A 25,280-nucleotide genomic window follows, 5' to 3' on the forward strand; every position below is an offset into this window, starting at 1 on the left:
CCCCCGGCTGCGGCCCGGGGGGAGGAGTCGCGTGGAGACGTATCCGTGCCCGGCGTGCGGTGGCCCGGCCAGTGAGGGCGCCGGTTGCCGCGATTGCGGCCGCCCGCACGACCCCGACGCCGCCGCGCTCGCCCTGTTCCAGCGCACCGTGGCGTCGCTGGAGCAGAAGAAGCGCGACCTGACCGACGACACCCAGAAGCTGCGTCGCCAGCTCGCGCACGCCTCCGCGCAGCGCGACTCCCTGCGCCGCAAGGTCCGGCAGTCCATCGACCAGGAGCAGACCGGCCGTGGCCGCCGCCCCCGGCTGGGGCGCAGCGCGAAGGCCGGCGGCGCGAAGATCGAGAGCACGCCGCCGGTCGCACGGCAGGTCCAGAGCCCGACGGTGCCGCCGGGGCAGGAGGTGTACTCGCCGCGGGCCCCGCTGGCCCCGGGTGAGACCCGGGGCGAGACCGAGGAGCGCAGACCGGTCGGCGCGACGCGGACGGCACCGCCCCGGACCCGGCTCGCGGCGCTGCCGCAGATGCGCCGCCCACCCGGCGGCGACGGCCCGCACGGCCCGGCCGACGAGCCCGAGGCGACCACCTCCAGCATGCAGGCGTCGGTCCTCGCGCTCGGCGGCCTGCTCCTCGCCGGCGCCGCGATCGTCCTCACCACCGACGCGTTCGGCACCATCGGCACCGCCGGCCGGGTGCTGCTGCTCGCCCTGATCACCGCCGGCGCCCTCGCCCTGCCGCTGATGCTGGTCCGGCGCGGCCTCACCGCCACCGCCGAGACGGTCGCGTCCGTCGCGCTGCTGCTCGTCCTGCTCGACGGCTACGTCCTGCGCTCCGAGGGGCTGCTGGGCGCGGACAAGGTCGAGGGCAGCCTGTACACCGGCCTGGTCTGCGCCGCGACCGCCGGCATCGCCGCCGCGTACAGCATGCAGAGCCACCTCATCGCCTCGCGGTACGCCACCCTCATCGCGCTCCAGCCGGTGCTGCCGCTGCTCGCCTACGACTCCATCCGTGGCCCCGCCGGCTGGTCCCTCGCCCTGTCCGGCGTGGCGCTCATCGACCTGGCGTTCGGCGTCGCCCTCGGCCGGTCGGTCCAGCGCCGCATCCGGCAGATCGAGGCCGAGCGCAGCGGCGACGACGGCACCGGGACCGCCCCGGCCGAGGACGCCGAGCAGCACGAGCCGCACACCGTGCAGACCGACCGGTTCGCCGACGCGCTGATGCGCGACGCGGCCTGGGTGCTGTTCGCGGTCACGTTCGGCGCGGCCCTGCTGTGCGCCGCCGCCGCCCTCGCCACCACCGAGGCCCTCGGCGAGACCGTCCGCGCCGCCGCCGTCACCCTCGTCGCCGCCGCGATCGGCGTCGCCGGCTCCCTGTCCTGGCGGCGCGGCGTCCTGCCCGACATCGCGGCCGGCATCGCCACCGTCGCGGTCATCGCCGCGTTCGCGCGGGTCGGCGCCGTCGCGTTCCCCGGCTCCACGCTGCTGTTCCTCGCGCTCGCGGTGGCGCTCGCCGCGGCCGGCGTGCCGTTCCTGCCTGGCGACGCCCGCCGGGGGCCCCGCTACGCGGTCTCCGTCGCGGCCGCCGCCACCACCGCGCTGCTCGTCGTCACCGTGCTGCCGGCGCTCGCCGCGCCGCTGCGGGCGGCGTGGCCGGTGTGGGACGCGGACCTCACGGCGTATCGCGCGGAGGTCGACACGGCCGTCGGCGCCGACGGCTGGCAGTACGTCCTCGCGGTGCTGCTGCTGACCGCCGCGGGCGTGCTCATGCTCAGCGGCCGCACCGAGCCGGTCGACGTGCCGCTCGGCTCGGCCGCCGGACCCGCCGGACGGATCGGCTCGATGTTCCGCCGCCGGGTCGAGGTCCGCCCCCAGCCGGCCCCGCCGCCGGGGCTGTGGCCGGGGCCGCTGGGCGGGGCGGAGAGCGGCCCGCGCACCGGCGTCTGGGACGACCCGCGCCCCGGGTCGCCGGCCGCTCCCCGGGCCGGCGCGGCACCGGCGACCAGGGCCAGGGACGTCGCCTTCGTCACCGTCCCCCCGCCGGAGCGCTTCCGCCCCGACGTCGCCGTCGTCGGCGCCGCCCTGATCCTGCTCATCGCGCCCGCCGCGTTCGGCCTGAGCTGGCTGGCGATCCCCGCCCTCACCGTCGCCGGCGCGATCGTCGCCGGGGCGCTCGCCATGCGGGTCCGGGAGGCGCACACCGCGTGGGTCTGCCTCGGCGCCGCGCTGGTCCTCGGCCTGTACGCGGCCGCGGCCGGCCTGGCCCGACCGGCGTCGACCGCCCTGATCCTGCTCGCCATCTCCGTCGCCGGCGCGGGCATCGCGCTGCTGCCCCGGCCGCACCGCACCGACGCCGAGGGGGAGTACGTCACCCGCAGGGTGGCCGACGCGGGCGCCGGCGGTGCCCTCTTCGCGCTGCCGGGCGCCGCCGCGGCCGGTGCCGCGATCGCCTTCGGCGACCTGCCCGGCGGCGCGACCGTCGTGCTGGTGATGAGCTTCCTCGCGCTCGCGGTGACGCTCGGGTACGCCGCGATCACGCAGGTCGCCCGCGGCGCGCAGAGCCCGCCGCTGCTGATCGGCGCGACCGCCGGCACCGTCGCGGTCGCGATCGCGGTCCTGCGCGCGGACGGCGCCACCACGATCGACCTGGTCATCGGCCTGCTCATGGTGATCGCCGTGGCGATGCTGTGGATGGCGCCCCGGATGGACGACCGGCAGACGTTCGGCGCCGAATTCACCGGCGCCGACGCCGCGGCGGCCGCCGTGACGATCGCCGGGATCGGCGCCGTGGCCAGGGCCGTGTCGCTCGCGTCCGACGGCATCGAGGTCGTGACTCTCGCGCTGCTCGTGTTCGCGGTCGCGGTCGCCGCCCGGACCCTGCCCGACGAGTGGCGCCGCGGCCCGGTCGCCGGCGCCACCACCGTCGGCGTCTGCACGGGCCTGTTCGCCGGCAGCCTGGCCGTCATCGGGGCGGTCGGGGTGATCCGGGCCGCGGACCCGCCGTGGCGCGCCGTCCTCGACGACCGATGGCTGGCCAACGCCCAGCAGCTCGCGACGTACGGGTGGCAGGTCCCCATCGCGCTGCTGCTGCTCGCCGGCGCGGCCGCGATCGCACTGCCGCAGCCGTACGGCGACGACACGGCCGCCTCGGCTGCCGCCCTCGCGGCCATCGGTGCCCCCGTCGGGCTCGGCCTCGGCTGGCAGTCCCCGATGGTCATCGGCTGGATCGCCGCGACCGGGATCGCGGCCTGGGCCGCCACCGCGAAGGGCTGGCGCGGCGCCTACACGCGGCTCGGCGCCGCGCTGGTGGCCGGCATGTTCGCCGCCGGCGCGAGCCTCGTGCGGCCCGGCGCGACCGCGGGCACACTCGTCGCGCTCGCGGTCAGCGGCGTGGCCATCGCCTGGTTCGCCCGGGCCACCGCGATCCGCCGGGGCGACCCGTCCGACGGCCCGCTCACGTTCGTCGGCGGGTGCGGTGTCGCCGCGGCCCTCTTCGCCTTCGCGGGTGCCGCCGCGGCGGCCGCGGGCGGGCTGCACCCGGGCCAGGCCAGCACCGTGCTCATCGCCGCGCTCGCGACCTCCGCCGTCGGTCTCGCCGCCGCCGCGACCGGGGCCCAGCAGGCACCGGGGTACCTGCCGTACGTGACCGTCGGCGTCGCGGGCGGCGCGACCACCACGGCCGTGGCGGCGCTGATCGTCGAGCGCGACGGCGCCGTCGTCTACGCGGCCGCCGCGGCGCTGCTCGGGGTCCTCGCCGAGCTGCTGCGGGTCACCTGGCAGCCGGGCGTCGCGTGGGTGCCGATGTCCGGCTTCCGCCCGGACAACGCCGGCACGCCCGGCCGGTGGCGGCAGGTCCGGGCACCCCGCGGGTACACCGTCGGCGTCGCCGCGGCGGCCGGCCTGCCCGCGCTCATCGTCGTCGTGTTCGTGGCGCCGGCGGTGTACGCGGCGTTGGCCGGACCGTACAAGTGGATCCAGCGCCCCTGGACGGGCACCGCGCAGACCGCGTCCGACCTCGGCGAGCTCGGCCGCTTCGCGGGCAACGGCACCCACGTGCTCGCCGCGGCGCTGCTCACCATCGCCGGCGCGCTCATGGCGGTCGGTCTCGGCGGCTCGGGGCAGGCCGTCGCCGGTCGCGCCGTCGCGATCGTCGTGCCCAGCGCCGCGCTGACCATGCTGATCGCGCCGGCGGCGCTGCACGCGCCGTGGCCGTGGCAGCCGACGGCGGCGCTGCTGGTCGCCACGATCGCCGGGCTCGGCCTGGCCCTGACGATCCCGCCGGAGGCCGACAGCTCCGACGGCCGGATGCTCATCATCGCCCGCCGGCTCGTCTTCGTCATCGCCGTGCTCGCCGCCGGGGCGGGCGGCGCGGGCAGCCTCGCCACCAAGCAGCAGACGCTGACGTGGCTGGCCGGCTCGATCGTCGTCGGCGCGGTCGCCGGCATCTGGGGGCGCACACCCAACGGCCGGATGCTCGGCTGGCACGTCGCGGCGTCGACCGCGCAGGGCTTCGCCCTCGCGGCCGGGCTCGCCGCCGGCCTGCCGCTGCGGCAGTGCGCGTTTCCGCTGCTGATCGTCGCGACGATGCTGCTCGTGCTGGGTGCCGCGCTGCCGCGGCTGCGGCCGGGCAACAGCATCAACCGGGAGGCGATGACGATCGAGGCGGCCGGCTACGCCGGCGCGGTCGTCGCGGTCCTGCTCACCCTCGGCTCGGCCGCGCACACCGCGGCCGCCCTCACCGCCCTCGGCGCGGTCCTCGGCCTGTCCGCGGCTCGCAAGGGGCGCAGCGGCCAGCAGCGGGTCATCCTCATCATCGCCGCGTCCGTCGCCGAACTGATCGCGATCTGGCTGCTGCTGATCACGGTCAAGGTGGCCCTGATCGAGGCGTACACGCTGCCCTTCGCGGTGCTCGCGCTCATCACCGGGCTCCTGGAGATCCGCCGCCGCCCGGAGCTGGGCAGCTGGCTCGCCTACGGGCCGGCCCTCGTCGCGGGCTTCGCGCCGAGCCTCGCGCTCGCGATCGCCAACGAGAACTCCCCGGAGCTGCGCCGCGTCCTGCTGATCCTCGCCGGCGTCATCACCGTCGCGATCGGCGCGGTCCGGCAGCAGAAGGCGCCGGTCGCGGTCGGCTCCGCGGTGACGATCATCGCCACCGTCAACGAGCTGCTGCGCATCGGGCTGCCCGTCTGGATGCTGCTGCTGCTCTTCGGCGGCACGGGCCTGCTGCTCATCACGCTCGGCGCCACCTACGAGCAGCGCCAGCGCCTCGACCGGCTCCGTGGCGTCTATCGCGGCATGCGCTAGGCGCCGCGGCGTGTAGCATCGATGTTTGTGAGTGCGATGTTGGTGTGTGACCAGCATGACTTCGCCTACACGGTGCACGTGGCAGGCTGCGGCGAGATGCGTCGCGCCGGCCGGCTGAGAGCCTGGCGTGAGGACGACGGCGGCCTGCTGGCCGTGCTGACCGTCCGCGGATCCAACCTGGCGGACGAGTCGGGGGTCGTCGCGGACCAGGTCCGGCTGCGCTTCGTCGGCGAGCGGGTGGATGTCGTGGCGTACGAGCCGGGCTGGTGGGGCGCGGACTTCGCCTACCTGCGCTCGGTCGGCGGCACCCGCTGGGCGCTGCTCGACCCGCGGGTGCTCGCCGACCGGCTCGGCCCTTCGTTCGTCATCGACGACGAGGAGGACACCGCCTCCGGCTACGGCGGCGCCTAAGCGCCCTCGACCTCCAGCTCGTAGATGCGGGTCGCGGGGTCGGTGGTCTGGGTCGGGGTGGTGACGACCAGGCGCACGTAGCGGGCGGTCAGCGGGCCGACCCGGTGGCTGGTGACGCCGTCGGTGTTGGCGGTGACGGTCACCGCGGTCGTCCACGTCGCGCCGTCGGTGCTCACCTGGATGGTGAACGCGCGGGTGTTCAGCGCCTGCGGCTCGCCGCCGGAGGAGGCGTGCCGGACCACGAACCGGCGCACGGTCCTGGCGGCGCCGAGGTCGGCCTGCAGGGTGGCGCCGGCGGCGCCGCTGCACCACTTGCTGTTGCCGGTGATCACGCCGTCGACGGCCTTCGCCGGGGCCTCCGCCGCGACGCAGGCGGCGCTGCCGGTGACGGTGGCGCCGCGGGCCAGGTTCACGCCCGGGTCGGCGCCGCCCTCGTCGGTGATCGCGATGTCGTCGACGTAGCCGCGGAACGGTCCGGTGCCGGTCGGGCGGTCGAAGCCGACGTCGACGCGGGTGATCGTGCGGCCGGCGAGCCCGCCGAGGCTGACCCGCACCAGGTTCCACTGGTTGACCACGAGGTGGCCGCCCTCGCCCTGGAACTGCGGGTGGGCGCGGACGCCGTACTGGTCGACGGCGCCGGAGTCACGCAGCGCGGAGCCGTCGCTGAACTGCAGGTCGACCGCGACGAACGTGCCGGTGGCCTGCTGCGGGTAGATCCAGTAGGACAGCGTCGTGGCCGCGCCGACCGGCAGGTCCGTGGCGAGGATCCGCTGGTAGGAGTAGGACTGGGTGGCGGAGTTGTCGGCGCCGGAGTACATCAGCGCGGCGCTGCCGCTGCGGGCCAGCTCGGCGCGCGGGGAGGACTCCATCGCGGTCAGGGCGCAGCAGTAGCCGCCGACGCCGATGGCCGCGCCGGCGCTGTCCAGCCAGGTCGGCGCGGGGTCGCTCGGCTCGAACGGGGCCCGCAGCAGCGGCCAGTCGCGGCCGTCGCCGAGCACCGGCTCCAGGGCCGTGTACCAGCGCGTGGCCATCTTGGCGTAGCCGGAGTCGTTGGGGTGCAGCGTGTCGTTGAGGTCGGACGCCGCGAGCGTCGACAGGTCGACCAGCCTGGCCCTCGCGCCGCGGGCGCTCACGATGCCGGGGACGGCGGCGTTGAACGTGTTGATCCGGGCCTGGATGGTGGCGTCGAGCGCGGGCACGATCTTCGCGACCAGCACGGTGGCGGTGGGGCGCGCGGCGAGGATCTGGTCGATGAGCGAGCCGAGCCGCTGCGGCGCCGTGGCCACCTGATAGTTCTGGTTCATGTCGTTGGTGCCGATGTGCAGCAGGATCACGTCGGGCTGGTAGGTGGCGAGCCAGCCGTTGGCGCTCGCGGCGATCTGGTCGATGCGCCAGCCCGAGTGCCCCTCGTTGTCGGTGTCCGGCAGGGAGCCGGACCGCTGCGAGCCGACGAAGTCGATGTTGTAGCCCGCGTTGGCGACGAGGCGGTTGTACAGCGGTGCCCGGTAGCTGGACGTGGTCGGGCTGCCCTCGCCCCAGGTGATCGAGTCGCCGAGCGGCATGACCTTGACCGGCCGGGTGGTCACCGCGGCCTGTACAGGTGCGGCGATCGCGGCGATGCAGCTCACCAGGACGGCGGCGAGCACGAGGATCCGGCGCATGCGGGGGCTCCCGGGGGTTCGGGCATTGACGGCTGTGGCGAGTCTCTCCGCGTGATCTGGTTGTGTCAAGAGTTGACAGAACTGCATGCGTGGAGGATCGTCGATGAAAACCGGATGGCGGTCCGGGCCCTTTGCCAGGTTCGGAGGCCGCCGTGCGTGTGCTTGTTGCTGTTGCGTTGGTCTTTGCCGCCGTGGTGGCCGTTCCCTCGACCGCCGAGGCCGCGACCGTCGTCTGCAACCGTTACTGCGACGGGCGCGACGCCGCGCTCGCCCCCTCGGACCGGCAGACGGTGAGCAGCACCCTGTACGGGCGGCGCTTCACCATGCATCTCAACGACACCGACGCGATGGCCTGGGCGAGCCTCGACAACGGCAAGGCCGGCGACGAGGTCTGGATGGACCGGTCCTTCGACGGCGGCCGCACCTGGGTCGACAGCCGCATCGGCTACGCCACCGTGCCCGCCGGCGCCACCGCGCGGCGGACCGCGCAGTTCAACGTCGACAACTGGGCGGCGAACGGGGTCGGCGCGCTGCGCGCCTGCGGCAAGGCCGGTGACCGCCCCGAACTGACCTGCACGGCGTGGACCCGCAGCACCTGGAACGCGTGGGACCGGCGTACCGCGGCCGCCACCGCCCTCATGATGCAGTACAACCTCCCGACGGGGTTGTTCGGCAACAACGACTGGTGGACCTCGGCGAACGCGCTCACGGCCGTCATCGACAACAGTCGCCGGTCGGGGATGGGCAGCTACCGGTACGCCATCGCCAACACCTACGACAAGCAGGTCAACGCCAAGCTCGGCCAGTTCCGCAACGAGTACCTCGACGACACGGGCTGGTGGGCTCTGGCGTGGGTGGCCGCCTACGACGCGACCGGCGACAGCCGCTACCTGAACACCGCCCGGGCCGGCGCCGACCACATGTACGCCTACTGGGACACCCGCTGCGGCGGCGGGGTCTGGTGGAAGACGGACCGGCTGGTCAAGAACGCCATCGAGAACAGCCTCTACATCCAGCTCAACGCGGCGCTGTCGCTGCGCATCCCGGGCGACACGGTCTATCGGGGGCGGGCGCAGGCGGGCTGGACGTGGTTCCAGAGCACCGGGATGCTCAACGGGTCGAACCTCGTCAACGACGGGATCAGCCTCAGCACCTGCCGCAACAACGGGTCCGTCACGTGGACCTACAACCAGGGCGTGCTGATGAACGCGTTGGTGCAGCTCAACCGCCTCACGGGCGACGCCGCCGCCCTGGCCACGGCGCGGCGGATCGGGGACGCGCTGGTCGCGAGCACGTATCTGTCGCCGGGCGGCATCCTGCGTGAGCCGAACGAGAGCAGCACCTGCGCCGGGGACGGGGTCTCGTTCAAGGGCGCCGCCGTGCGCGGCCTGGGCGTGCTGAACGCGGCCGCCGTCGGGGCCTACAACGCCTATCTGCAGCGCAACGCGGACAGCGCCTATGCGAACGATCGGGACACGTTGGACGCTTACGGCAGTCACTGGGCCGGGCCGCGGACCGCCTCCAACCACAGCTGCCAGCACAGCGCGGTGGATCTGCTCAACGCCGCTCCGTAGTTTCTCTCGTGGTCGTGAACCGGTCGGCGGGGTCGATCCGATGATGAGGTGTGAGGGTTCAGTCTGACGCCGATCTGCTCGCCTTGGCCGCCGCCGGGGACAGGGCGGCGTTCGAGGAGTTCTATCGGCGGCACGCCGTCTGGTTGACGTTGCGGCTGCGGTACCGGTGTGCCGATGAGACTTTGATCGACGACGTCGTCCAGGAGACGTTCCTCGAGCTGTGGCACGGCGGCGCCGCCCGCTACCGCGAGCAGGGCGACGTCGCCGGCTGGCTGTGGCGGATCGGCTCGCGGCGCCTGGTCGACGCGCTGCGCCGCACCAGTGCCCGGCACCGGCTCGGCCGGCTCCTCGCCAGGTTCCGCGGCGGTGAGGAGCCCGCGGAGCCTTCGGCCGAGGAGCAGGTGCTGCGGGGCGTCGAGCACGGTGACCTCGCCGGCGCCCTTTCGCGGCTCTCCCCGGAGCTGCGCGCCGTCGTCCAGGCCACGGTCCTGGACGGGCTCACCACCGCCGAGGCCGCGGTGCTGCTCGGCATCCCGCCCGGCACGGTCAAGACGCGGGCGATGCGGGCCCGCCGGCAACTACGGCAGGAGCTGGCATGAGCGGGCAGCGGAGCGGCTCGGCCCGCTCATTGGGATGGCAGGTTTGGCTCAGGCTGGCGCCGGAGCGCAGCGGAGGTGACGGCATGAGCGGGCAGCGGAGCGGCTCGGCCCGCTCATCGGGATGGCAGGTTGGCTCAGGCTGGCGCCGGAGCGCAGCGGAGGTGACGGCATGAGCGGGCCTTTGGAGCGGAGTGGGGGTGGCGGCGTGGGTCGTTCCGATGTCTGGCATCTGCAGGACTCCGACGTGCGGGCGTATGCCGGCGGCGGGCTCGCCGGGCCGCTGCTCTGGTCGGTGGAGGCGCACCTCGGCGCGTGCGCGGCGTGCCGCTCGCGGCTCACCGCCGTCGCGGATCCGCGGCTCGTCGACGACGGCTGGGCCCGTCTCGACGCCTCCCTCGACGCGCCCGTGCCCGGGCCGGTCGAGCGGCTCCTGCTGCTGCTGCGCGTGCCCGACCACACCGCCAGGCTGCTCGCCGCGACCCCGGCGCTGCGGCTGTCGTGGCTCGTCGCGATCACCCTGACCCTGGCGATGACGGCCACGGTCGCCCGGCTCGCCGACCCGCTCGTGTTCCTCGCCGGCGCGCCGCTGCTGCCGCTGCTCGGCGTGGCCGTGTCGTTCGGGCCCGGCATCGACCCCACGTATGAGGTGGCCCTCGTCGCGCCGATGCAGTCGTTCCGGCTGCTCCTGCTGCGTTGCGCCGCCGTCGTCTCCGTCACCACCGTGCTGTGCACCCTCGCGAGCCTGGCGGTGCCCGACGCCGGCCCCGGCGCGGCCGGCTGGTTCCTGCCGTCGCTCGCGCTGACGGTGCTCACGCTCCTGCTCGCCCCGCGCCTCGGCACGGTCACCGCGGCCGTCGTCGCCGGCGTCGGCTGGGGCGGCCTCGTCGCCGCCGCGGCGGGCGTCCTCTTCACCGCCGCCGGCCAGGCCGGCACCGCACTCGCCGTCGCACTCGCCGTCGGGCTCCTCGCCCGGCGGGCGGCGACCTTCGACACCGACTCCAGGAGGCTCCGATGAGCATCGACGCGGCCAGAACACGCCGCCCCGACGACACCGCCGGCGCCGTGCGGGCCGAAGGCCTGACCCTGCGGTATGGGCGCAAGACCGCCCTCGACGGCGTCACGCTCACCCTCGGCACCGGCGTCACCGGGCTGCTCGGCCCCAACGGCGCCGGCAAGACCACCCTCCTGCGGATCGTCGCCACCGCGCTCGACCCCGACGAGGGCTTGCTGCGCGTCCTCGGCCACGACCCGCTCACCGGGCCGGGGCGGCTCGCCGTGCGGCGCCGCCTCGGGTATCTGCCCCAGGACCCCGGCTTCCACCCGGGCTTCACCGCGTTCGAGTTCGTCGACTACGTCGCGATCCTCAAGGAGCTGACCCACCGCGGCGACCGTCACGCCGAGGTCCGCCGGGTCCTCGCCGCCGTCGGCCTCGACGACCAGCGCCGCACCCGCATCAAGGCGCTGTCCGGCGGCATGCGCCAGCGGGTCGCGCTCGCCGCCGCCCTCGTCGGCGACCCCGACCTGCTCATCCTCGACGAGCCGACCGTCGGGCTCGACCCGCAGCAGCGGATGCGCTTCCGCGAGCTCTTCGCCGACCTCGGCGAGGACCGGGCCGTGCTGCTGTCGACGCACCAGACCGAGGACGTCATGTCCCTGTGCCGCGAGGTCGTCGTCATCGACCGTGGCACCGTCCGCTTCTCCGGCACGCCCGCCGCCCTCGCCGCCCTCGCCGACGGCCGGGTGTGGACCAGCGCCACCCGCGAGCCCGGCGCCCTCGCCTCCTGGCGCACCGGCACCGGCCTGCACCGTCACGTCGGCGACCCGCCGCCCGGTGCCGAGCTGCTCCCACCCACGATCGAGGACGGCTATCTCATGCTCGTCGACGTCGGCGGTGCGTCATGACGGCCGTGCTCGCACCTGCCGAGGACGCGGTGCGGGTGCCGTGGCGCCGGGCGATGCTGGCCCTGGCCCGGATCGAGGCGGTCCGCTTCGCCCGGCACCCGCTGACCCTCGTCGCCGTGCTGCTGTTCGTGTCCCCGTGGGTGTACGACCTCGTCACCGGCTCCACCGACCGCTATCCGGTGCTCCACGACAAGGTCGTCGGCCTGCAGCTGTCGGGGCTGTTCATCCTCGGCGGCGGCGCCCTCGTCGTCGCCAACCTCAACGCGCTGCGCGCCCACCGCCACCGCACCGACGCCCTCTACTCGGTGCTCGTCCTGCCGGACCCGTGGCGCACCGCGGCGTTCCTGCTCGCCCCGCTGCCCTACGCGGCCGGCGTCACCCTGCTGGCCGCCGCGCGGATCGGCGCCCTCGCCCTGCTGCCCGGCGCCGCCGGCCGCCCCGACCCGGCCGAGCTCGCCCTGATCCCGGTCCTCGTCGCGCTCCTCGCCGCCACCGGCGTGCTGCTCGCCAGGCTGGTCCGCTCCGCCGTGGTGGCGCCCCTGGCGATGTTCGCCTTCGCCGTGGCCGCGTTCACCGTCCTGGTCGCCGCCGCCAGGGGCAACGCGGCCCTGCGCCTGCTCCAGCCGGTCATGTTCGGCGACCTGCCCTTCGCCCTGCCGGCCGACCTGGTCGACCGGCCGTCGCTGCGGCACCTCGGATACGTGGCGGGCCTCGCCGGTCTCGTCGCCGTCGCCGCCCTGTTCCGCTCCGGCGCCCGCGGCCGCCCCGTGACCGTGGCCGCGGTGCTCGTCTCGCTCGTCGCGGCCGCTGCCGGCGCCGCCCAGTTCCACACCGACGACGCTCTGCGCCGCGCCGCCGTCACGGCCACCGACAATCCCGCCGTCCAGCAGGCCTGCCACCGCCGCGGCGACGTCACGTACTGCGCCTTCGCCGACTTCACGGCCTGGATCCCCGGCTGGGAGGCGGTGCTGCAGGGCGTCCGCCGCGCCGTTCCCGCCGTCACCGGCCCACCCCTCGCCGTCCGTCAGCGCGTCTGGGCCCACGGCTACCCGACCGGCGGCTCCACCAGCAGCTCCGCCGACGAGACCGGCCGCAACACCGCCTGGGAGCGCGCCGCGGAGGCCGCCGGCACCCCGGCGGTGATCCCGGTCGGCACCCGCTGGGGCGACGACACCTCCGAGGCAGTCTTCGCCGCCGCCGCCGCGCACCGCCTCATGACCGGCAGCGCGTTCACCCCCTCCAGCATGGTCTGCGGCGCCCGCGGCGCGCTGCTCGTGTGGCTCGTCGGCCAGGCGACCCCCGCGACCGCCCGAGGGCTGCGGAAGCTGGACGCCGCCAGCTCCGGCGCCCTCGCCTTCGTGGACGACACGACCTTCATGGGCATGGTCGTCCCCGACCGCGACGCCGCGCCCGGCCTCAGCGCCCTGGGGCGGCCCCCAGCCGAGGTCGGCGCCCTGGTCACCGCGCACTGGACCGAGCTGACCGACCCCGCCACCGCGGCGGACCGCTTCGCCGCGCTCATGGGCGTGCCGATCGCCCCGGAGCAACCCGAGGAGGAGCGCACCGTATGCACCGCCTGACCGCCGCCGGGCCACGCCGCCGCCCTCCGGCCACCGACCGCCGCCGGGTCGATCCGATCGTCCGCACTCCCCGCGGCGGCGCGGTCGCCACTTCCCGCGGTGATGTGGTCGCCCCTTCCCGCGGCGGTGCAGTCGCGGCTTCCCGCAGTGACACGGTTGCGGCTTCCCGCGGCGGTGCAGTCGCGGCTTCCCGCAGTGACACGGTTGCGGCTTCCTGCGGCGGTGCGGTGGCGGCTTGCCGTGGTGGTGTGGTCGTGGGGCGCGTGGCGGGTCCGGCATGAGGTGGCCCGCCCTTGTCCGGCCGACCCTCCGGGCGATCCGCTGGAGCCCGGTGCTCGGTGCGATGGCGGCCGGTCTCGCGATCGTCAGCGTTCCCGCGGCGATGACGGTGACCCTCACGGCCGACAACCTGGCCGCCCTGCTGCGCCTGGCCACCGCCTGCGCCGCCGTCGGCCTGGCGTTCCTCTACGACGACCCCGCCAAGCCCACCACCGCCACCGCGCCGGCTCCCGCCTGGCACGGGGTCGCGATCCGCACCGCCATCGGCAGTGCCGTCCTGGCCGCGTGGTGGGCGGCGGCGCTCGCCGTCACGCTCGCCGGCGCCCAGGACGGCACCGGTGACCTTCTTCCGCTGCGGGCGCTGACCCTGGAGGCGGCGGCGATCGGCGCCCTCGGCCCGGCCGCCGCCGTCCTCGCCTGGCGGCTGGCGCCGCGCGGCGTGGCCAGCCCCACCGCGGCACCCGCCGTCCTGGTCGCCCTCGCCGCGCTGGCCTTCGCCCCGCGCTCGGCGGCGTTCTTCGTCAGCGTCGACGGGCCCGACTGGACCGGCGCCCACCAGCGCCTGGCCGCCGTGCTCGCCGCCGCCTGCCTCACCACGGTCGTCGCCGCGGTGCCGTTCCTGCCCCGCCGCTCCTTCACCTGGTCGGGGTCCGGGGCCACGCGGGCATCCGATCGGCCGGCCGCACCTATGCGGCGCGGACGTGGCCGTCGGTGACGTGCCAGCGGTGGTCGAAGCCGACGTTGCGGGCGAAGTACTCGTCATGGGTGATCATGACGAGGGTGCCCTGGTAGGCGCGCAACGCCTCCTCGACGACGTCGATGGCCTCGAAGTCGAGGAAGTTGGTGGGTTCGTCGAGGAAGAGGACCTGCGCGCCGGTGTTGACGATGACGGCGAGGAGCAGCCGGCGCAGCTCACCGGCACTGAGGTCGCGCAGGCGGCGGTCCCACTCGTCGGGGCCGAAGAGGTGGGCATCGAGGAGGGATTCGGCCTCATCGACGTACACCGGCACCCTCGAACGGAAGAATCCCAGCACCGTGCGGTCATCGCGGCGCAGGTCGTCATGGGTCTGGGGGAGGACGGCGACGTCGGCGGCGGTGGTGACCGTGCCCGCGTCGGTGGGGAGCCGTCCGGACAGGGCGCGCAGCAGGGTGGTCTTGCCGGCGCCGTTGGGGCCGGTGACGAGGACGCGGCCGTGGACGTCGAGCGAGACGTCGTCCAGGACGCGCCGCGCGCCGAGCTTGACCGTGAGCCCGCGGGCGCTCACCACGGACTCCGCGGCTTCTGGGGCCTCCGGAGCCACAGGGAACGCGAGGGTGAGCGGTGGGCGGGTGGACGGCTCGGCGATCCAGCGCGCGGAGGTGAGTTGCCGGGTCAGGCGGCGTTCGCGGGCCTTGGCCTTCTTGGCGACCTTCTTCGCGTACCGGCGGATCTTGTCGGACCCGAGCCCCGACCGTACCGACTCCTCGACGCCGCGGGCCTGGTCCTTGGTGCTCGCGATGTCGGCCTCGAGCCGGCGGCGGAACTTCTCCTGCGCCTCGTGGTCGAGCAGGAGCTTCTGCCAGCGGCGGGTCTTCTCGGCGCGGTAGTCGGTGTAGCCGCCCTCGTACCACTGCGGGGTGGTGTGGATGCCGTCGAGCTCGACGATCCGGGTCACCGTGCGGTCGAGGAACGCCCGGTCGTGCGTGACGACCAGGACCGCGCCGCGGAACGCCGCGAGGAAGCCGCCGAGCCACGCGGTGCCGGCGGCGTCGAGGTGGTTTGTCGGCTCGTCGAGAATCAGCACGTCAGGCGTCGCGAGCAGGACTCGGGCGAGCATCAGCCGGGCCTGCTCGCCGCCGCTGACCTCGCCGACCGGCAGGTCGTCGGGCAGGTGTGCGATGTCGAGCCGCTCGCGCACCTCGGCCCGGCGCTGCGGTGCCGACCAGCCTTCCAGGGCCAGCCAGCGCTCTTGGACCTGCCCGTACTCCTCGAGGACCGTGGCGTCGTCCGCCATGCGTGCCTCGAGCGCCCGCATCCGGCGCGCGAGGTGGTCGGCTTCGCCGTCGCTCAGGAAGGAGAGAACGGAAATATCCGGATCCGGGACCTGCTGGGCGAAGTACCCGATGCGGCGCCGCGGTGCGAGGCTGACGTGCCCGCTCGTCGGCTTCTCGGCCCCGGTCAGCAACCGCAGCAGCGTGGTCTTCCCAGCGCCGTTGGGCCCGACGAGCCCGAGCCGGTCACCGGCGTTCAGGGTGAAGTCGACGCCTTCGAACAGCAGCTCGGCGTCGTAGTGCTTGGACAAAGAAACAGCGCGTAGCAAGGTGGCCTCGCAGCGGGAGTGTGAGCGGACGGGAACGTCACCCGGCCCGTCCCCTGCGCGGGGTCCAGGTCAGGCGGTCAGCACGTCCTGCGAATCACACGGATGCATCGTCGCGCATCTCGTCCCGGCACCGCCACCGAATTACGACCGAGGGCCGCCTCCTCGAAAGGTGACGGCCCTCGGTGCGCCTGCTGCTCAGGTGCGGTCTGCTCAGATGCGGTCTGCTCAGATGCGGTCTGCTCAGGTGCGGTCTGCTCAGGTGCGGTCGCGGGGTGGTGCGGCCCACGGAGACGTCGGCGGCTCGTCGTCGCCGTGTTCGGAAGCGGCGGCCCGCTCGGCGGTGAGCCGCTCGAGCTCGGCCTGCGCGTTGGCCCGCCGCTCCGCCTCGCCCCGTGCGAACGCCGCCCGCCGCTCCGCCTGCTCCGCCGCACTCGGCGCGCCGAGCCTGGTGGTCACGTCCGGGTCGACGGGTCCGATGCGGGTCGTCGCCTGCTGGTCCTGGTCCGCGTCCGTCCCGGTCGCCGGCTCCTGGACGGGGTCGGTGGCCCGCATCGGCATGAACCGGGTCGTCGCGCCCTCGTCGACGCTCCCGCCGACGGTCGGGTGCTCACCAGTCTCGTTCTGCGCGGCGTGCCGCGGCCGGGACGGGCGGTTGGGGTGGAGCGCTTCGGTCTCCTCCTCGCGGACGCCCCGCCGCCCGGCGCTGAACCCGTCGAACGACGGCCCCGCCAGGATCGACGTCTCCCGCACGCCGTCGGGCCGCGCCGCCCGCGACGGCAACGCCTCACCACTGCCGGCGGCCGGCGTCTGCTGCGTGATGCCGAACGGCTCGGTGGCCGGCTCGCTCGCGCTGGGCCGCCCGTACCTGGTCTGCGGCACCTGCGGCGAGGGAGCCACCGACTCGGACGCAGGACGCAACGGCCCCCCACCCTCGTGCGGCGTGACAGGCGCGCCCAACGGCCGGGTCGGCAACTCGTCGCCGCCCTCCGCCAACCCGCCGGGCGCCCCGGCCCAAGGCGTGCCCCCGGCCGCGGGCGGCGCGGAGGCAGGCCCGGCCGCGGGCGGTGCGGATGCAGGCCCGGCAGCGGGCGGTGCCGACGCGGGACCGGCGGTGTGCCCGAACTGCGCTGCGGGCGGTGCGGATGCCGGCCCAGTCGCGGGTGGCGCTGAGGCGGGACCGGCCGACGGCGGTGCTGACGCGGGCCCGGCTGCGGTGTGCCCGAACTGCGGCGCAGGCGGTGCGGAAGCAGGCCCGGCCGCAGGAGGCGCGGACGCCGGCCCGGAGAACTGCGGTGCGGATGCGGACCCGGCCGCGGGCTGCCCGAACTGTGGCGCGGACGGTGCGGACGCGGGTGCGGAGAACTGCGGTGCCGCCGGCGACGCCGCGGGACCGGACCCGGCCTGCCCGAACGGCGAAGCCTGCGGCGCGGACGAGGGCCCGGACGCGGGCGGAGCCGACGCGGGTCCCGAAGCCGGCGGAGCGAATGGCGCGGGCGGTGCTGATGCGGGCCCGGCGGGGGACTGCCCGAACGGTGCGGGCGGTGCCGATGCGGGACCGGCCGTCGGTGGTGCGAACGGCGCGGGCGGTGCGGCTGCGGGACCGGCGGAAGGCTGCCCGAACGGTGCGGGCGGTGCGGATGCGGGCTGCCCGAACTGCGCGGGCGCGGGGCCGGCCGGCTGGCCGAACTGGGCCGGTGGTGCGGAAGCCTGGCCGGGTGCGGGCGGTGCGGACGCGGGGCCGGACGTGGGAGGTGCGAACGGCGCCGGCGGTGCGGATGCGGGCTGGCCGAACTGGGGCGCGGGCGGTGCCGAGGCAGGACGGGGCGCGCCCGGCGGAGCGAACGGCGGCGTCTGCGCACCCTGGCCGGCGGCCGGGCGGAACTGGGTCGCGGAGCCAGGGGCGGGCGCGCCCCCGGGCGGGAACGGCCCAGGCGGCGGCGAACCCTGCGGGGCGGCCGGAGCCGGCGGTCCACCCCGGCCACCGAGCGACGGCGGGAACGGGCCGGGCGGGGTGGCCGGCGCGGCCTGCCCACCCGGGGTCCCGGCGCCGTGAGCGGCGGCCGGCGGCTGCGCGACCGGCGCTGCGGTGGAGGACGGCTGCGTCAGCGGGGGCTGCCCGGCGAGCGGGGCCGCGTAAGGCTGCCCAGGGGCCGGGGGTGCCGAGTGAGGCTGCCCAGGGGCCGGCGGGGCGGAAAAAGGCTGCGCGGGATACGACTGCCCAGGGGCTGGCGGTGCTGAATGGGGCTGTGCAGGGGCCGGCGGGGACGAGAAGGGCTGTGCGGGATACGGCTGCCCAGGGGCCGGCGGCGCCGAATGGGGGTGCGCGGGGGCCGGCGGCGCCGAGTAGGGCTGCCCAGCGGCCGGCGGGGCGGAGGACGGCTGGGGAGAAGAGGGCTGGGCGGCGATCGAGTCCGGGGTGAGCCACGACGGGCCGGTGCTGCTGCCGGGCGCCGAGACCGGGGCCGGGCCGCCCTGCTGGCCGGGGTGCCCACCGGCGGGGGGCTGCGCGGCGAACCCAGGAGCCGGCGCCCCGCCCGCCGCGGGGGGCTGCGCGCCGAACCCAGGCGCGGCCGGCTTCGAAAGCGCCGGCGGAGCAGACGCCGGTGGAGCAGAGGACGGCGGGGCAGAGAACGGCGGGGCGGACGACACCGGGGGCGCGGAGGTCACCGGAGGCGGGTACGACCCAGCGCCGGACACCGGAGCGGCGAAGTGCGACACGGGCGGGTGGCCGGCGGCGGGGCGGCCCACCGGCGGCACGGGCTGCGTCGCGTCGGAAGGCAGGCCCGGCGAACCGGCCGGAGCGGCCCCATAGGTGGGCAGGACGGAGGTGGCGCCGGAGCTCGGCGTACCAGAGCCGCTGCCGCCACCGGAGGAGGCCTGCGCGCCATACGGCGGCAGCACCGACGTGGCACCGGCGGCGGACGGGAACTCGGTGGTGCGGGAGCCGGGGTGCGCCGCGGTCGGGCCCTGGCCCAGGGGGAACTCGTGCGGGTCGAGGGGTTCGCCGCCGGTGGCGACGACCGGGGCGGTCAAGGGCCACGCGCGCCAGCGTTTGACGCTCGCGGCGGCGACCAGCAGGGCCATGCCCAGGACGGCGGTCGTGCCGTTGAGGATGGGCAGCTGCAGGTTGATCGTCAGGCCGGCGAGCTTGTAGTCGGCGGGCAGGCCGTCCAGGGCGCCGAGCGGGTCGATGAAGAGGCTCACGTAGGTGCCGAGCAGCGCCAGGCCGGCGACGATCGGGCCGACGGGGGAGATGCGCAGTGTGGCGATGAGGCCCAGGATCAGGCCGGCGCCCAGGAGGTATGCGGCGGGCACGATGAGGTCGACGCTGTCGAAGGCGCCGCGCTCCACCCACTTCGTCACCGTTTCAGTGGATTTCTGCTGGCCGAGGGCGATCAGCAGCCACGCGATCGGGGCGATCAACATCCCCGCGATCAGGCTTCCCACGTGTCGCATGGTTCGCACCGTACCGTCTGGGGAATGCAGGAGCACACTGGCCGACCGACCGCGTATTCGCGGGTGACGCTGAGTCGCATCATGACCGCCGTCGACGTCAATCTCTACGGCACGGTCCACGGCGGTGTGATCATGAAGTTCGTCGACGACGTGGCGGGCGCGGCGGCGGCGCGGCACTCGGGCGGCACGGCGGTGACGGCGTCGATCGACGAGATCCTGTTCCTGGAGCCACTGCGGGTCGGGGACCTCGTGCACGCGTACGCGCAGGTCAACTGGACCGGGACGACGTCCATGGAGATCGGCGTGCGGCTGGTCGCGCAGCGGTGGGACGAGGTCGCCGAGCCGGTCGTGGTGGCGACCGCATATCTGGTGTTCGTCGCGGTCGACGCCGACGGCAAGCCCCGGGCGGTGCCGCCGGTCGTGCCCGATTCGCCCGAGAACGAGGGCCGGTGGCGCGAGGCCGAGATCCGCCGCGAGCACCGCCTGTCGCGCCGGGAGGCGATCCAGCGGCACCGCCAGGAAGAACAGAAGTAGCGGGAACATGACAGGCGCGTGCGGACAAGAAGGGGTGTGGACCCGGAAGGCAACCTCTTGATCGCGGACGGCTTCACGGCCATCTACGACCGGCACGCGCGGACGCTGTACCGCTACTGCGCGCGCCGGGTCGGTCCGGATCTGGCCGAGGACGTCGTCGCGCAGACGTTCCTCATCGCGTACGAACGCCGCCACACCTTCGCGCAGGACCAGCCACCGCTGCCGTGGCTGTTCGGCATCGCCACGAACGTGCTCAACCGGCACCGCCGCGACGAGGTGCGCGGCTACCGCGCCCTCGCGAGGACGGGGGTCGACCCCGTGCAGGAGAGCCACGCGACCCGGGCGGAGGAGCGCACCGACGCGCAGCGCCGGTCGCGGAAGGTCGCCCGGGTGCTGGCGAAGCTGCCCCGGCGCCAGCGCGACGTCCTGCTGCTGTTCGCGGTCGCCGAACTGTCCTACGCGGAGATCGCCGAGGCGCTGGACCTGCCGGTCGGCACGGTCCAGTCGGCGCTGCACCGGGCCCGCATCAAGATGCGCAAGGCGTTGGAGGACGAGGACCGATGAACACTGACGATCTGGCCGCCGTGCGCGAGTTCCGCGCCGACCTCGACGAGCCCCGCGAGGGCGCCCTGGCCGAGGGGCGCTGGAAGCTGGCCGGCGCCGCAATCCCGGAGCGGACGGCACCTCGCAGGACCTGGATCCTGGCGACGGCCGGGGCGGCCGTGGCGGTGGCCGCCGTGGTCGGCGCCGCGGCCGCGGTACCGACGACGCAGCCACGACAGGAGCAGGCTCAGACACCCGGACAGAGCGCGCCGGCGCAGACCCAGCCGGCGGGGGTGGACCTGCCGGTCACGCACGGCACGAAGGCGCCGATGCGCCCGCCGGTCGCGGGGAAGGCCGGCGGTGACCACGCCGCCGCGGTCGCGGCGCTGACCAGGATCGCCGGGCAGCAGCGCGGCGGGCCGCTGCCGATCGGGGCCGGTCAGGTGCTGTACGTGAAGACGTACAACCTGATCGACGGCACGGGCAGCTACATCCACGAGGTGTGGCAGGACCCTGGGACCGGCGTGGCGCTGCGCATCCGTCGCTCCGACGACGGGCCCAAGAGCATCGACCACAGCCTGTCCGATGACGAGATCGCACTGGAAACGGCGCGCGCGCACCTCGGGGCGCCGGGCCTGGACAACATGAAGGCCGAGTACGTCGCCGCGTTCCCGCGGGGGGCCGCGAAGGCGCACGAGCTGTCGGCGGCGTGGCGGGCGTGGGCCGCGAAGGCGTATCCGGGCCGCAACGCCGACGGCATGATCTTCAAGTACCTGCACGAGGTGTTCCACTACGTCGAGCCGCTGCTCGACGCGCAGCAGCGGGCCGCGCTCTACCAGGCGCTCGCGGACCTGGCAGTCGAGGCCACCACGGCGAGCATCGGCGGCCGGCAGTACGACGTGATCTGCATGGCGGACGCGCAGAAGGCCGACTGCCTGCTGGTCGACGCGGCGACGGGCCGGTTCGCCGGCGGCGCCTGGACGGGCGCGGACCTGAAGGTGACCGCCGGGAACTTCGAGTTCGTGGACTTTGCCACACAGCCGCGGCCGGTGCCGGGCGCCACCCGGGACCTCACGCAGGAGAAGCCCGGGGCTAGCGGTTCATCCACCACACCGAAGCGTTGAGCGCGGTGGCGAGCGAGGCCGACCCACTGCGGGCGGTGGTGGTGCGGCAACGAGAGCGTCATACCCGCATCGATTACCCGCGGCCGCCACACGGAAACCCGGGTGCGGATGTCGGTGGCCCACACTGAGCGATCGTTCGGGCGTGCAGGAAGATGGTCGGATGGCGAAGGAGCTGTGGCGACCCCCTGCAGACGTCCGCGAACGCACCCGTATCGGTGCCTTCCTGCGATGGCTGTCGAGCGAGCAGGGCCTGGAGTTCGAGGACTACGGGCAACTGTGGCAGTGGTCGGTCGACCATCCGGCCGAGTTCTGGCAGGCGATCTGGGAGCACTTCGAGGTCATCACGCACGAGCCGGCCACCGCGGCGCTGCCCGACGCGCGGATGCCCGGCGCCGACTGGTTCCCCGGCGCCCGCCTCAACTACGCCGAGCACGTGCTGCGGATGCCCGGCGTCGCCGACGACGAGCCGGTCGTGCTCGCCTACTCGCAGACCCGCGAGCCGGTCACGCTGACCGCCGCGCAGTTGCGCGAGCAGGTCCGCCGGGCGCAGGCGACGCTGCGGCGGCTCGGCGTCACGCAGGGCGACCGGGTCGCGGTGTACGCGCCGAACATCCCCGAGACGTTCGTCCTCATGCTCGCCACCGCCGGCCTCGGCGCCATCTTCTCCAGCTGCGCGCCCGAGTTCGGCACCCGCTCGGTCGTCGACCGGTGGCAGCAGATCGAGCCGAAGGTGCTCGTCGCCGTGGATGGCTACCGCTACGGCGACAAGGCCGTCGACCGCAGCGCCGAGGTGGCGGCGATCCGTGAGGCGCTGCCGTCGGTCGAGGCGTTCATCGAGCTCCCGTATCTCCGCGGCGGCGACCCGGTCTGGGACGAGACGTCCGACGCGTTGGAGTTCGCGGCTGTACCGTTCAGCCACCCGCTCTACGTGCTGTACTCCTCCGGCACCACGGGCCTGCCGAAGCCGATCGTGCACGGCCACGGCGGCATCCTCCTCGAGCACCTCAAGATGCTCGCGCTGCACCACGACCTCGGCCCCGGCGACCGGTTCTTCTGGTTCACCACCACCGGCTGGATGATGTGGAACTACCTGGTGTCCGGCCCGGCGGTCGGCGCCGCGATCGTCCTCGTCGACGGCAACCCCGCGCACCCCGACCTCGGCTGGCTGTGGCGGGTCGCGGCCGAGTCCGGCACCACGTACTTCGGCACGTCCGCGCCGTTCCTGCTGTCGTGCCGCAAGGCCGGGCTCGTCCCGAAGGAGCAGGCCGACCTGTCGGCGCTGCGCGGCGTGGGCTCGACCGGCGCGCCGCTGCCACCCGAGGGTTTCGAGTGGGTGTACGACGCGGTCTCCGCCGACGTCCTGCTGGCCTCGGCGTCCGGCGGCACCGACGTGTGCACGGCGTTCGTGGGCGGCGTGCCGCTGCTGCCCGTCCACGCGGGCGAGATCGCCTGCCGGGCCCTCGGCGCGCGGGTCGAGGCCTACGCCGCCGACGGCACCCCGGTCATCGGTGAGCTCGGCGAGCTCGTCATCACCGCGCCGATGCCGAGCATGCCGGTCGGTTTCTGGGGCGACACCGACGGATCCCGCTACGCCGACGCCTACTTCGGCACGTACCCGGGCGTGTGGCGGCACGGCGACTGGATCACCATCGACGAGGGCGGCGCCTGCGTGATCACCGGCCGCTCCGACGCCACCCTCAACCGTGGCGGCGTCCGGCTCGGCACCAGCGAGTTCTACTCGGTCGTCGAGGGCCTCGACGACGTGACCGACTCGGTCGTCGTGCACCTGGAGGACCCCGAGGGCGGGGCGGGGGAGCTGCTGCTGTTCGTCGTGCTGCGGCCCGGCGTGACCCTCGACGACGCGCTGCGCGCCACGATCGCGCGGGAGCTGCGCACGGCCCTGTCCCCGCGGCACGTGCCCGACCAGGTGTTCGCGGTGGAGGCGGTGCCGCGGACGCTGTCGGGCAAGAAGCTGGAGGTGCCGGTGAAGCGGATCCTCACCGGCACGCCCGTCGATCAGGCCGCCGCGAAGGGCGCCCTGGCGAACCCGGAGTCGCTGCGGTACTTCGAAGCGGTCCGGGCGGCTAGAGACCTTTCGGGGTCAGGGTTTGGGTGGGGATAGGCCGGTGGCGGTGAGGTAGCTGTCGAAGAGGCCGTGGCGGTATTGCATGCGTTTGAGGCGGTTCTTGACGGTGTGTTCCAGGGCGGTGGCGGTCCGGGTGGAGAGGTTGGCCAGGCTGCGTTTCAGTGCCGACCAGACCTTCTCGGTCGGGTTGAGCTCGGAGGCGTAGCCCGGTAACCGGTAGGCGCGCAGCCATGGCCGGGCGGCGATCAGCGTGCGCATCCGGGCGGACCTGTGGGCGTTGAGACCGTCCCAGACCAGGATGATCGGTCCGTGAAGCTGCTGGTGAGCGGCGTCGAGCATCCGGGCGAAGTCGTTCTCCCGGAAGCCTTTCGGTTCACCTTTGCGGCCCCGGTGCAGCATGGTGCGGTAGATCAGCCGCGAGCGGTCACCGGGCCGGTAGCAGACCAGACCCGCCACTGAGACCCGGACGTTACCGGCGGCGGTCACCGACACCACCGGCGTGCCCCCGCGCGGTGCCCAGGTCGTGGCCTTCCTCGCCCGCAACGTCTGACCGCACTCGTCGGCGAAACAGATCCAGGCTCTCAGCCTGCGCGCGACCCTTTTAGCGCCGGCCACCGGCGCCGCCGCCAATGCGTGATGGCCTGCTCGTCACGCTCCACAGCACGATGCACCGGCAGCTGGGCGGTGTAGCCCAGGCGGCGCATCACCTGCCACGCCGTGGCGATGCTGACCCGCTGATGGAACATCGTGGCGATCAACGCCGCGATCCGCTGCAGCGTCCACCGCTGATCCTCGCCGTACCCGGCAGCGGCCGGCCCCAGCTCCAGCTGTTGCCGTAACCGGACCAGCTGCGCCTCGGACAGCACCGGGTCCGGCCCCGGCGGGCCCTTCGACGCCAGCGCCTCGACCCCACCGGCCGCCCACGCCCGCCGCCACCGGTACGCGCTGTTCGCCGAGACCTCCAACACGGCAGCCACGCCCAACGCCGTGACGCCCTCCGCGAACAGCTCCCCGGCCCGACGACGCACCAACTCCCGCCGCTCCCGCGCAGCCGAGTTCAGACCACCGCCATCGCCGTACCGCATACCCCCAGCACACCGCCGCCACAGGCCAAAGCGATCACCCACAAAGAAGGAGCAACCCAAACCCTGACCCCGAATGGTCTCTAGACAGTAGGGCCGACGGTGTGGTCGACCTGCTCGGAGGTGCCCCGCGCGGGCAGCTTCGACAGGTCGGTGCGCACGCTGAGCACCACGCTCGCCCCGGCGGCGAGCGGCGCCAGCAGCCAGTCGAGGGGGTACGGGTACGCGTCGGCGTCGATGAGCACCCGGCCGCCCGAGATGCCCAGCTCGGCGGCGCGGGCCCGGGCGCGGTCCAGGAGCGGGCCGTGCCCGTCGAGCGAGCCGTCGGTCTCGACGAGCGCGCCGGTGTCCGCGGCGACGGGGGCGCCGGGGAAGTGGTCGCCGTGCTGGCGGGCCGAGGTCACGTAGTCGGCCCAGCCGGCCGGTGGGGTGCGCATCGGCATGCCCATCGGGGCCAGCCCGAGGACGAACCGGTCCGGCGGGCCCGCCGGCACGCCCGCCTCGACCGCCTGCGCCGACGCGAACTCGACGTCGATGCCGGCGGCGGTCGGCTCGCCGTAGGCGACGGTGACCCCGGCGGACCAGGCACCGAGCAGCACCGCGGCGGTCTGCCAGTGCGGCGGCAGCCAGACGCCGGCCGTGTCGCCGGGGCCCAGCCCACAGCCGTCGACCAGCAGGTTCGCGGTCTTGGAGACCCAGTTGCCGAGCGTCGCGCCGGACAGCTCGGCCCGCTCCCCGGTGGCGTCGTCATAGAACGTCAGCAGCGGAAGTGACGGGTCCCTTCCGACAATTGCCGCAAAGAGTGAAGGAACTGTATTCCCCATATGTCCGGAAAATCCTCCCATAGCATCTC

The 25,280-nt window shown here is 74.7% G+C and carries 18 protein-coding genes; 12 read left to right on the forward strand and 6 right to left on the reverse strand.

Annotation, left to right across the window (positions count from 1 at the left end; translation table 11 throughout):
• The first annotated feature begins 31 nt into the window (after positions 1–31).
• A complete protein-coding gene (locus tag ABZ321_RS11985; protein WP_354890894.1) occupies positions 32–5,296 on the forward strand; it encodes a hypothetical protein in 5,265 nt (1,754 codons plus the stop codon).
• Between the two features lie 27 nt (positions 5,297–5,323).
• The gene (locus ABZ321_RS11990; RefSeq protein ID WP_344501667.1) at positions 5,324–5,707 is read left to right on the forward strand and encodes a hypothetical protein; all 384 of its coding nucleotides are present in this window, start codon (positions 5,324–5,326) and stop codon (positions 5,705–5,707) included.
• On the opposite strand, the gene ABZ321_RS11995 is transcribed toward ABZ321_RS11990, so the two are convergent.
• Positions 5,704–7,368, reverse strand: a complete 1,665-nt coding sequence (locus tag ABZ321_RS11995) for a GDSL-type esterase/lipase family protein (protein ID WP_354890895.1) — start codon at positions 7,366–7,368, stop codon at positions 5,704–5,706. The genes ABZ321_RS11990 and ABZ321_RS11995 overlap by 4 nt on opposite strands.
• Before the next feature lie 191 nt (positions 7,369–7,559).
• Here ABZ321_RS11995 and ABZ321_RS12000 point away from each other — a divergent pair, with 191 nt between their 5' ends.
• The 6 genes from ABZ321_RS12000 (at position 7,560) to ABZ321_RS12025 (ending at position 14,017) form a co-directional block, all read left to right on the forward strand.
• The gene (locus tag ABZ321_RS12000; protein ID WP_354890896.1) at positions 7,560–8,942 is read left to right on the forward strand and encodes a glycoside hydrolase family 76 protein; all 1,383 of its coding nucleotides are present in this window, start codon (positions 7,560–7,562) and stop codon (positions 8,940–8,942) included.
• 50 nt (positions 8,943–8,992) lie between these two features.
• The gene (locus tag ABZ321_RS12005) at positions 8,993–9,541 is read left to right on the forward strand and encodes an RNA polymerase sigma factor (protein ID WP_344501664.1); all 549 of its coding nucleotides are present in this window, start codon (positions 8,993–8,995) and stop codon (positions 9,539–9,541) included.
• A gap of 205 nt (positions 9,542–9,746) precedes the next feature.
• Complete coding sequence (locus ABZ321_RS12010; protein WP_354890897.1) at positions 9,747–10,556, forward strand: hypothetical protein; 810 nt, start codon at positions 9,747–9,749, stop codon at positions 10,554–10,556.
• Positions 10,553–11,443, forward strand: a complete 891-nt coding sequence (locus ABZ321_RS12015; protein ID WP_354890898.1) for an ABC transporter ATP-binding protein — start codon at positions 10,553–10,555, stop codon at positions 11,441–11,443. The genes ABZ321_RS12010 and ABZ321_RS12015 overlap by 4 nt, the downstream gene beginning before the upstream one ends.
• On the forward strand, positions 11,440–13,023 hold the full coding sequence (locus ABZ321_RS12020) for a hypothetical protein (protein ID WP_354890899.1): 1,584 nt from the start codon (positions 11,440–11,442) through the stop codon (positions 13,021–13,023). The genes ABZ321_RS12015 and ABZ321_RS12020 overlap by 4 nt, the downstream gene beginning before the upstream one ends.
• Before the next feature lie 277 nt (positions 13,024–13,300).
• The gene (locus ABZ321_RS12025; RefSeq protein WP_354890900.1) at positions 13,301–14,017 is read left to right on the forward strand and encodes a hypothetical protein; all 717 of its coding nucleotides are present in this window, start codon (positions 13,301–13,303) and stop codon (positions 14,015–14,017) included.
• Here the strand turns inward: ABZ321_RS12025 and ABZ321_RS12030 are convergent.
• Positions 13,989–15,584, reverse strand: coding sequence for an ABC-F family ATP-binding cassette domain-containing protein (locus tag ABZ321_RS12030; protein ID WP_354890901.1), 1,596 nt, complete (start codon positions 15,582–15,584; stop codon positions 13,989–13,991). The genes ABZ321_RS12025 and ABZ321_RS12030 overlap by 29 nt on opposite strands.
• 273 nt (positions 15,585–15,857) lie before the next feature.
• A complete protein-coding gene (locus ABZ321_RS12035) occupies positions 15,858–19,058 on the reverse strand; it encodes a hypothetical protein (RefSeq protein ID WP_354890902.1) in 3,201 nt (1,066 codons plus the stop codon).
• A 24-nt stretch (positions 19,059–19,082) separates the two neighbouring features.
• On the opposite strand from ABZ321_RS12035, the gene ABZ321_RS12040 reads away from it, so the two are divergent.
• The 4 genes from ABZ321_RS12040 to ABZ321_RS12055 all read left to right on the forward strand — a co-directional run bounded on the left by ABZ321_RS12040 (position 19,083) and on the right by ABZ321_RS12055 (position 23,381).
• The gene (locus ABZ321_RS12040; RefSeq protein WP_344501657.1) at positions 19,083–19,592 is read left to right on the forward strand and encodes an acyl-CoA thioesterase; all 510 of its coding nucleotides are present in this window, start codon (positions 19,083–19,085) and stop codon (positions 19,590–19,592) included.
• Between the two features lie 18 nt (positions 19,593–19,610).
• Positions 19,611–20,156: an RNA polymerase sigma factor gene (locus tag ABZ321_RS12045; protein ID WP_354890903.1), complete on the forward strand. Its 546-nt coding sequence runs from the start codon at positions 19,611–19,613 to the stop codon at positions 20,154–20,156.
• Complete coding sequence (locus ABZ321_RS12050) at positions 20,153–21,259, forward strand: hypothetical protein (RefSeq protein WP_354890904.1); 1,107 nt, start codon at positions 20,153–20,155, stop codon at positions 21,257–21,259. The genes ABZ321_RS12045 and ABZ321_RS12050 overlap by 4 nt, the downstream gene beginning before the upstream one ends.
• 160 nt (positions 21,260–21,419) lie before the next feature.
• Positions 21,420–23,381, forward strand: coding sequence for an acetoacetate--CoA ligase (locus ABZ321_RS12055; RefSeq protein ID WP_354890905.1), 1,962 nt, complete (start codon positions 21,420–21,422; stop codon positions 23,379–23,381).
• On the opposite strand, the gene ABZ321_RS12060 is transcribed toward ABZ321_RS12055, so the two are convergent.
• From ABZ321_RS12060 to ABZ321_RS12070, 3 genes are all read right to left on the reverse strand, one after another.
• Positions 23,361–23,960, reverse strand: a complete 600-nt coding sequence (locus ABZ321_RS12060) for a transposase (protein ID WP_354890906.1) — start codon at positions 23,958–23,960, stop codon at positions 23,361–23,363. The two genes, ABZ321_RS12055 and ABZ321_RS12060, sit on opposite strands and share 21 nt — an antisense overlap.
• Positions 23,927–24,430, reverse strand: a complete 504-nt coding sequence (locus tag ABZ321_RS12065) for a winged helix-turn-helix domain-containing protein (RefSeq protein ID WP_354890907.1) — start codon at positions 24,428–24,430, stop codon at positions 23,927–23,929. The genes ABZ321_RS12060 and ABZ321_RS12065 overlap by 34 nt, the downstream gene beginning before the upstream one ends.
• A gap of 80 nt (positions 24,431–24,510) precedes the next feature.
• Entirely contained in the window at positions 24,511–25,251 is a 741-nt protein-coding gene (locus ABZ321_RS12070; RefSeq protein WP_344501652.1) for a TIGR03089 family protein, read from the reverse strand.
• Positions 25,252–25,280: the final 29 nt, after the last annotated feature.

The sequence above is a fragment of the Dactylosporangium sp. NPDC006015 genome (assembly GCF_040614215.1).
Taxonomy (GTDB): Bacteria; Actinomycetota; Actinomycetes; order Mycobacteriales; family Micromonosporaceae; genus Dactylosporangium; species Dactylosporangium maewongense.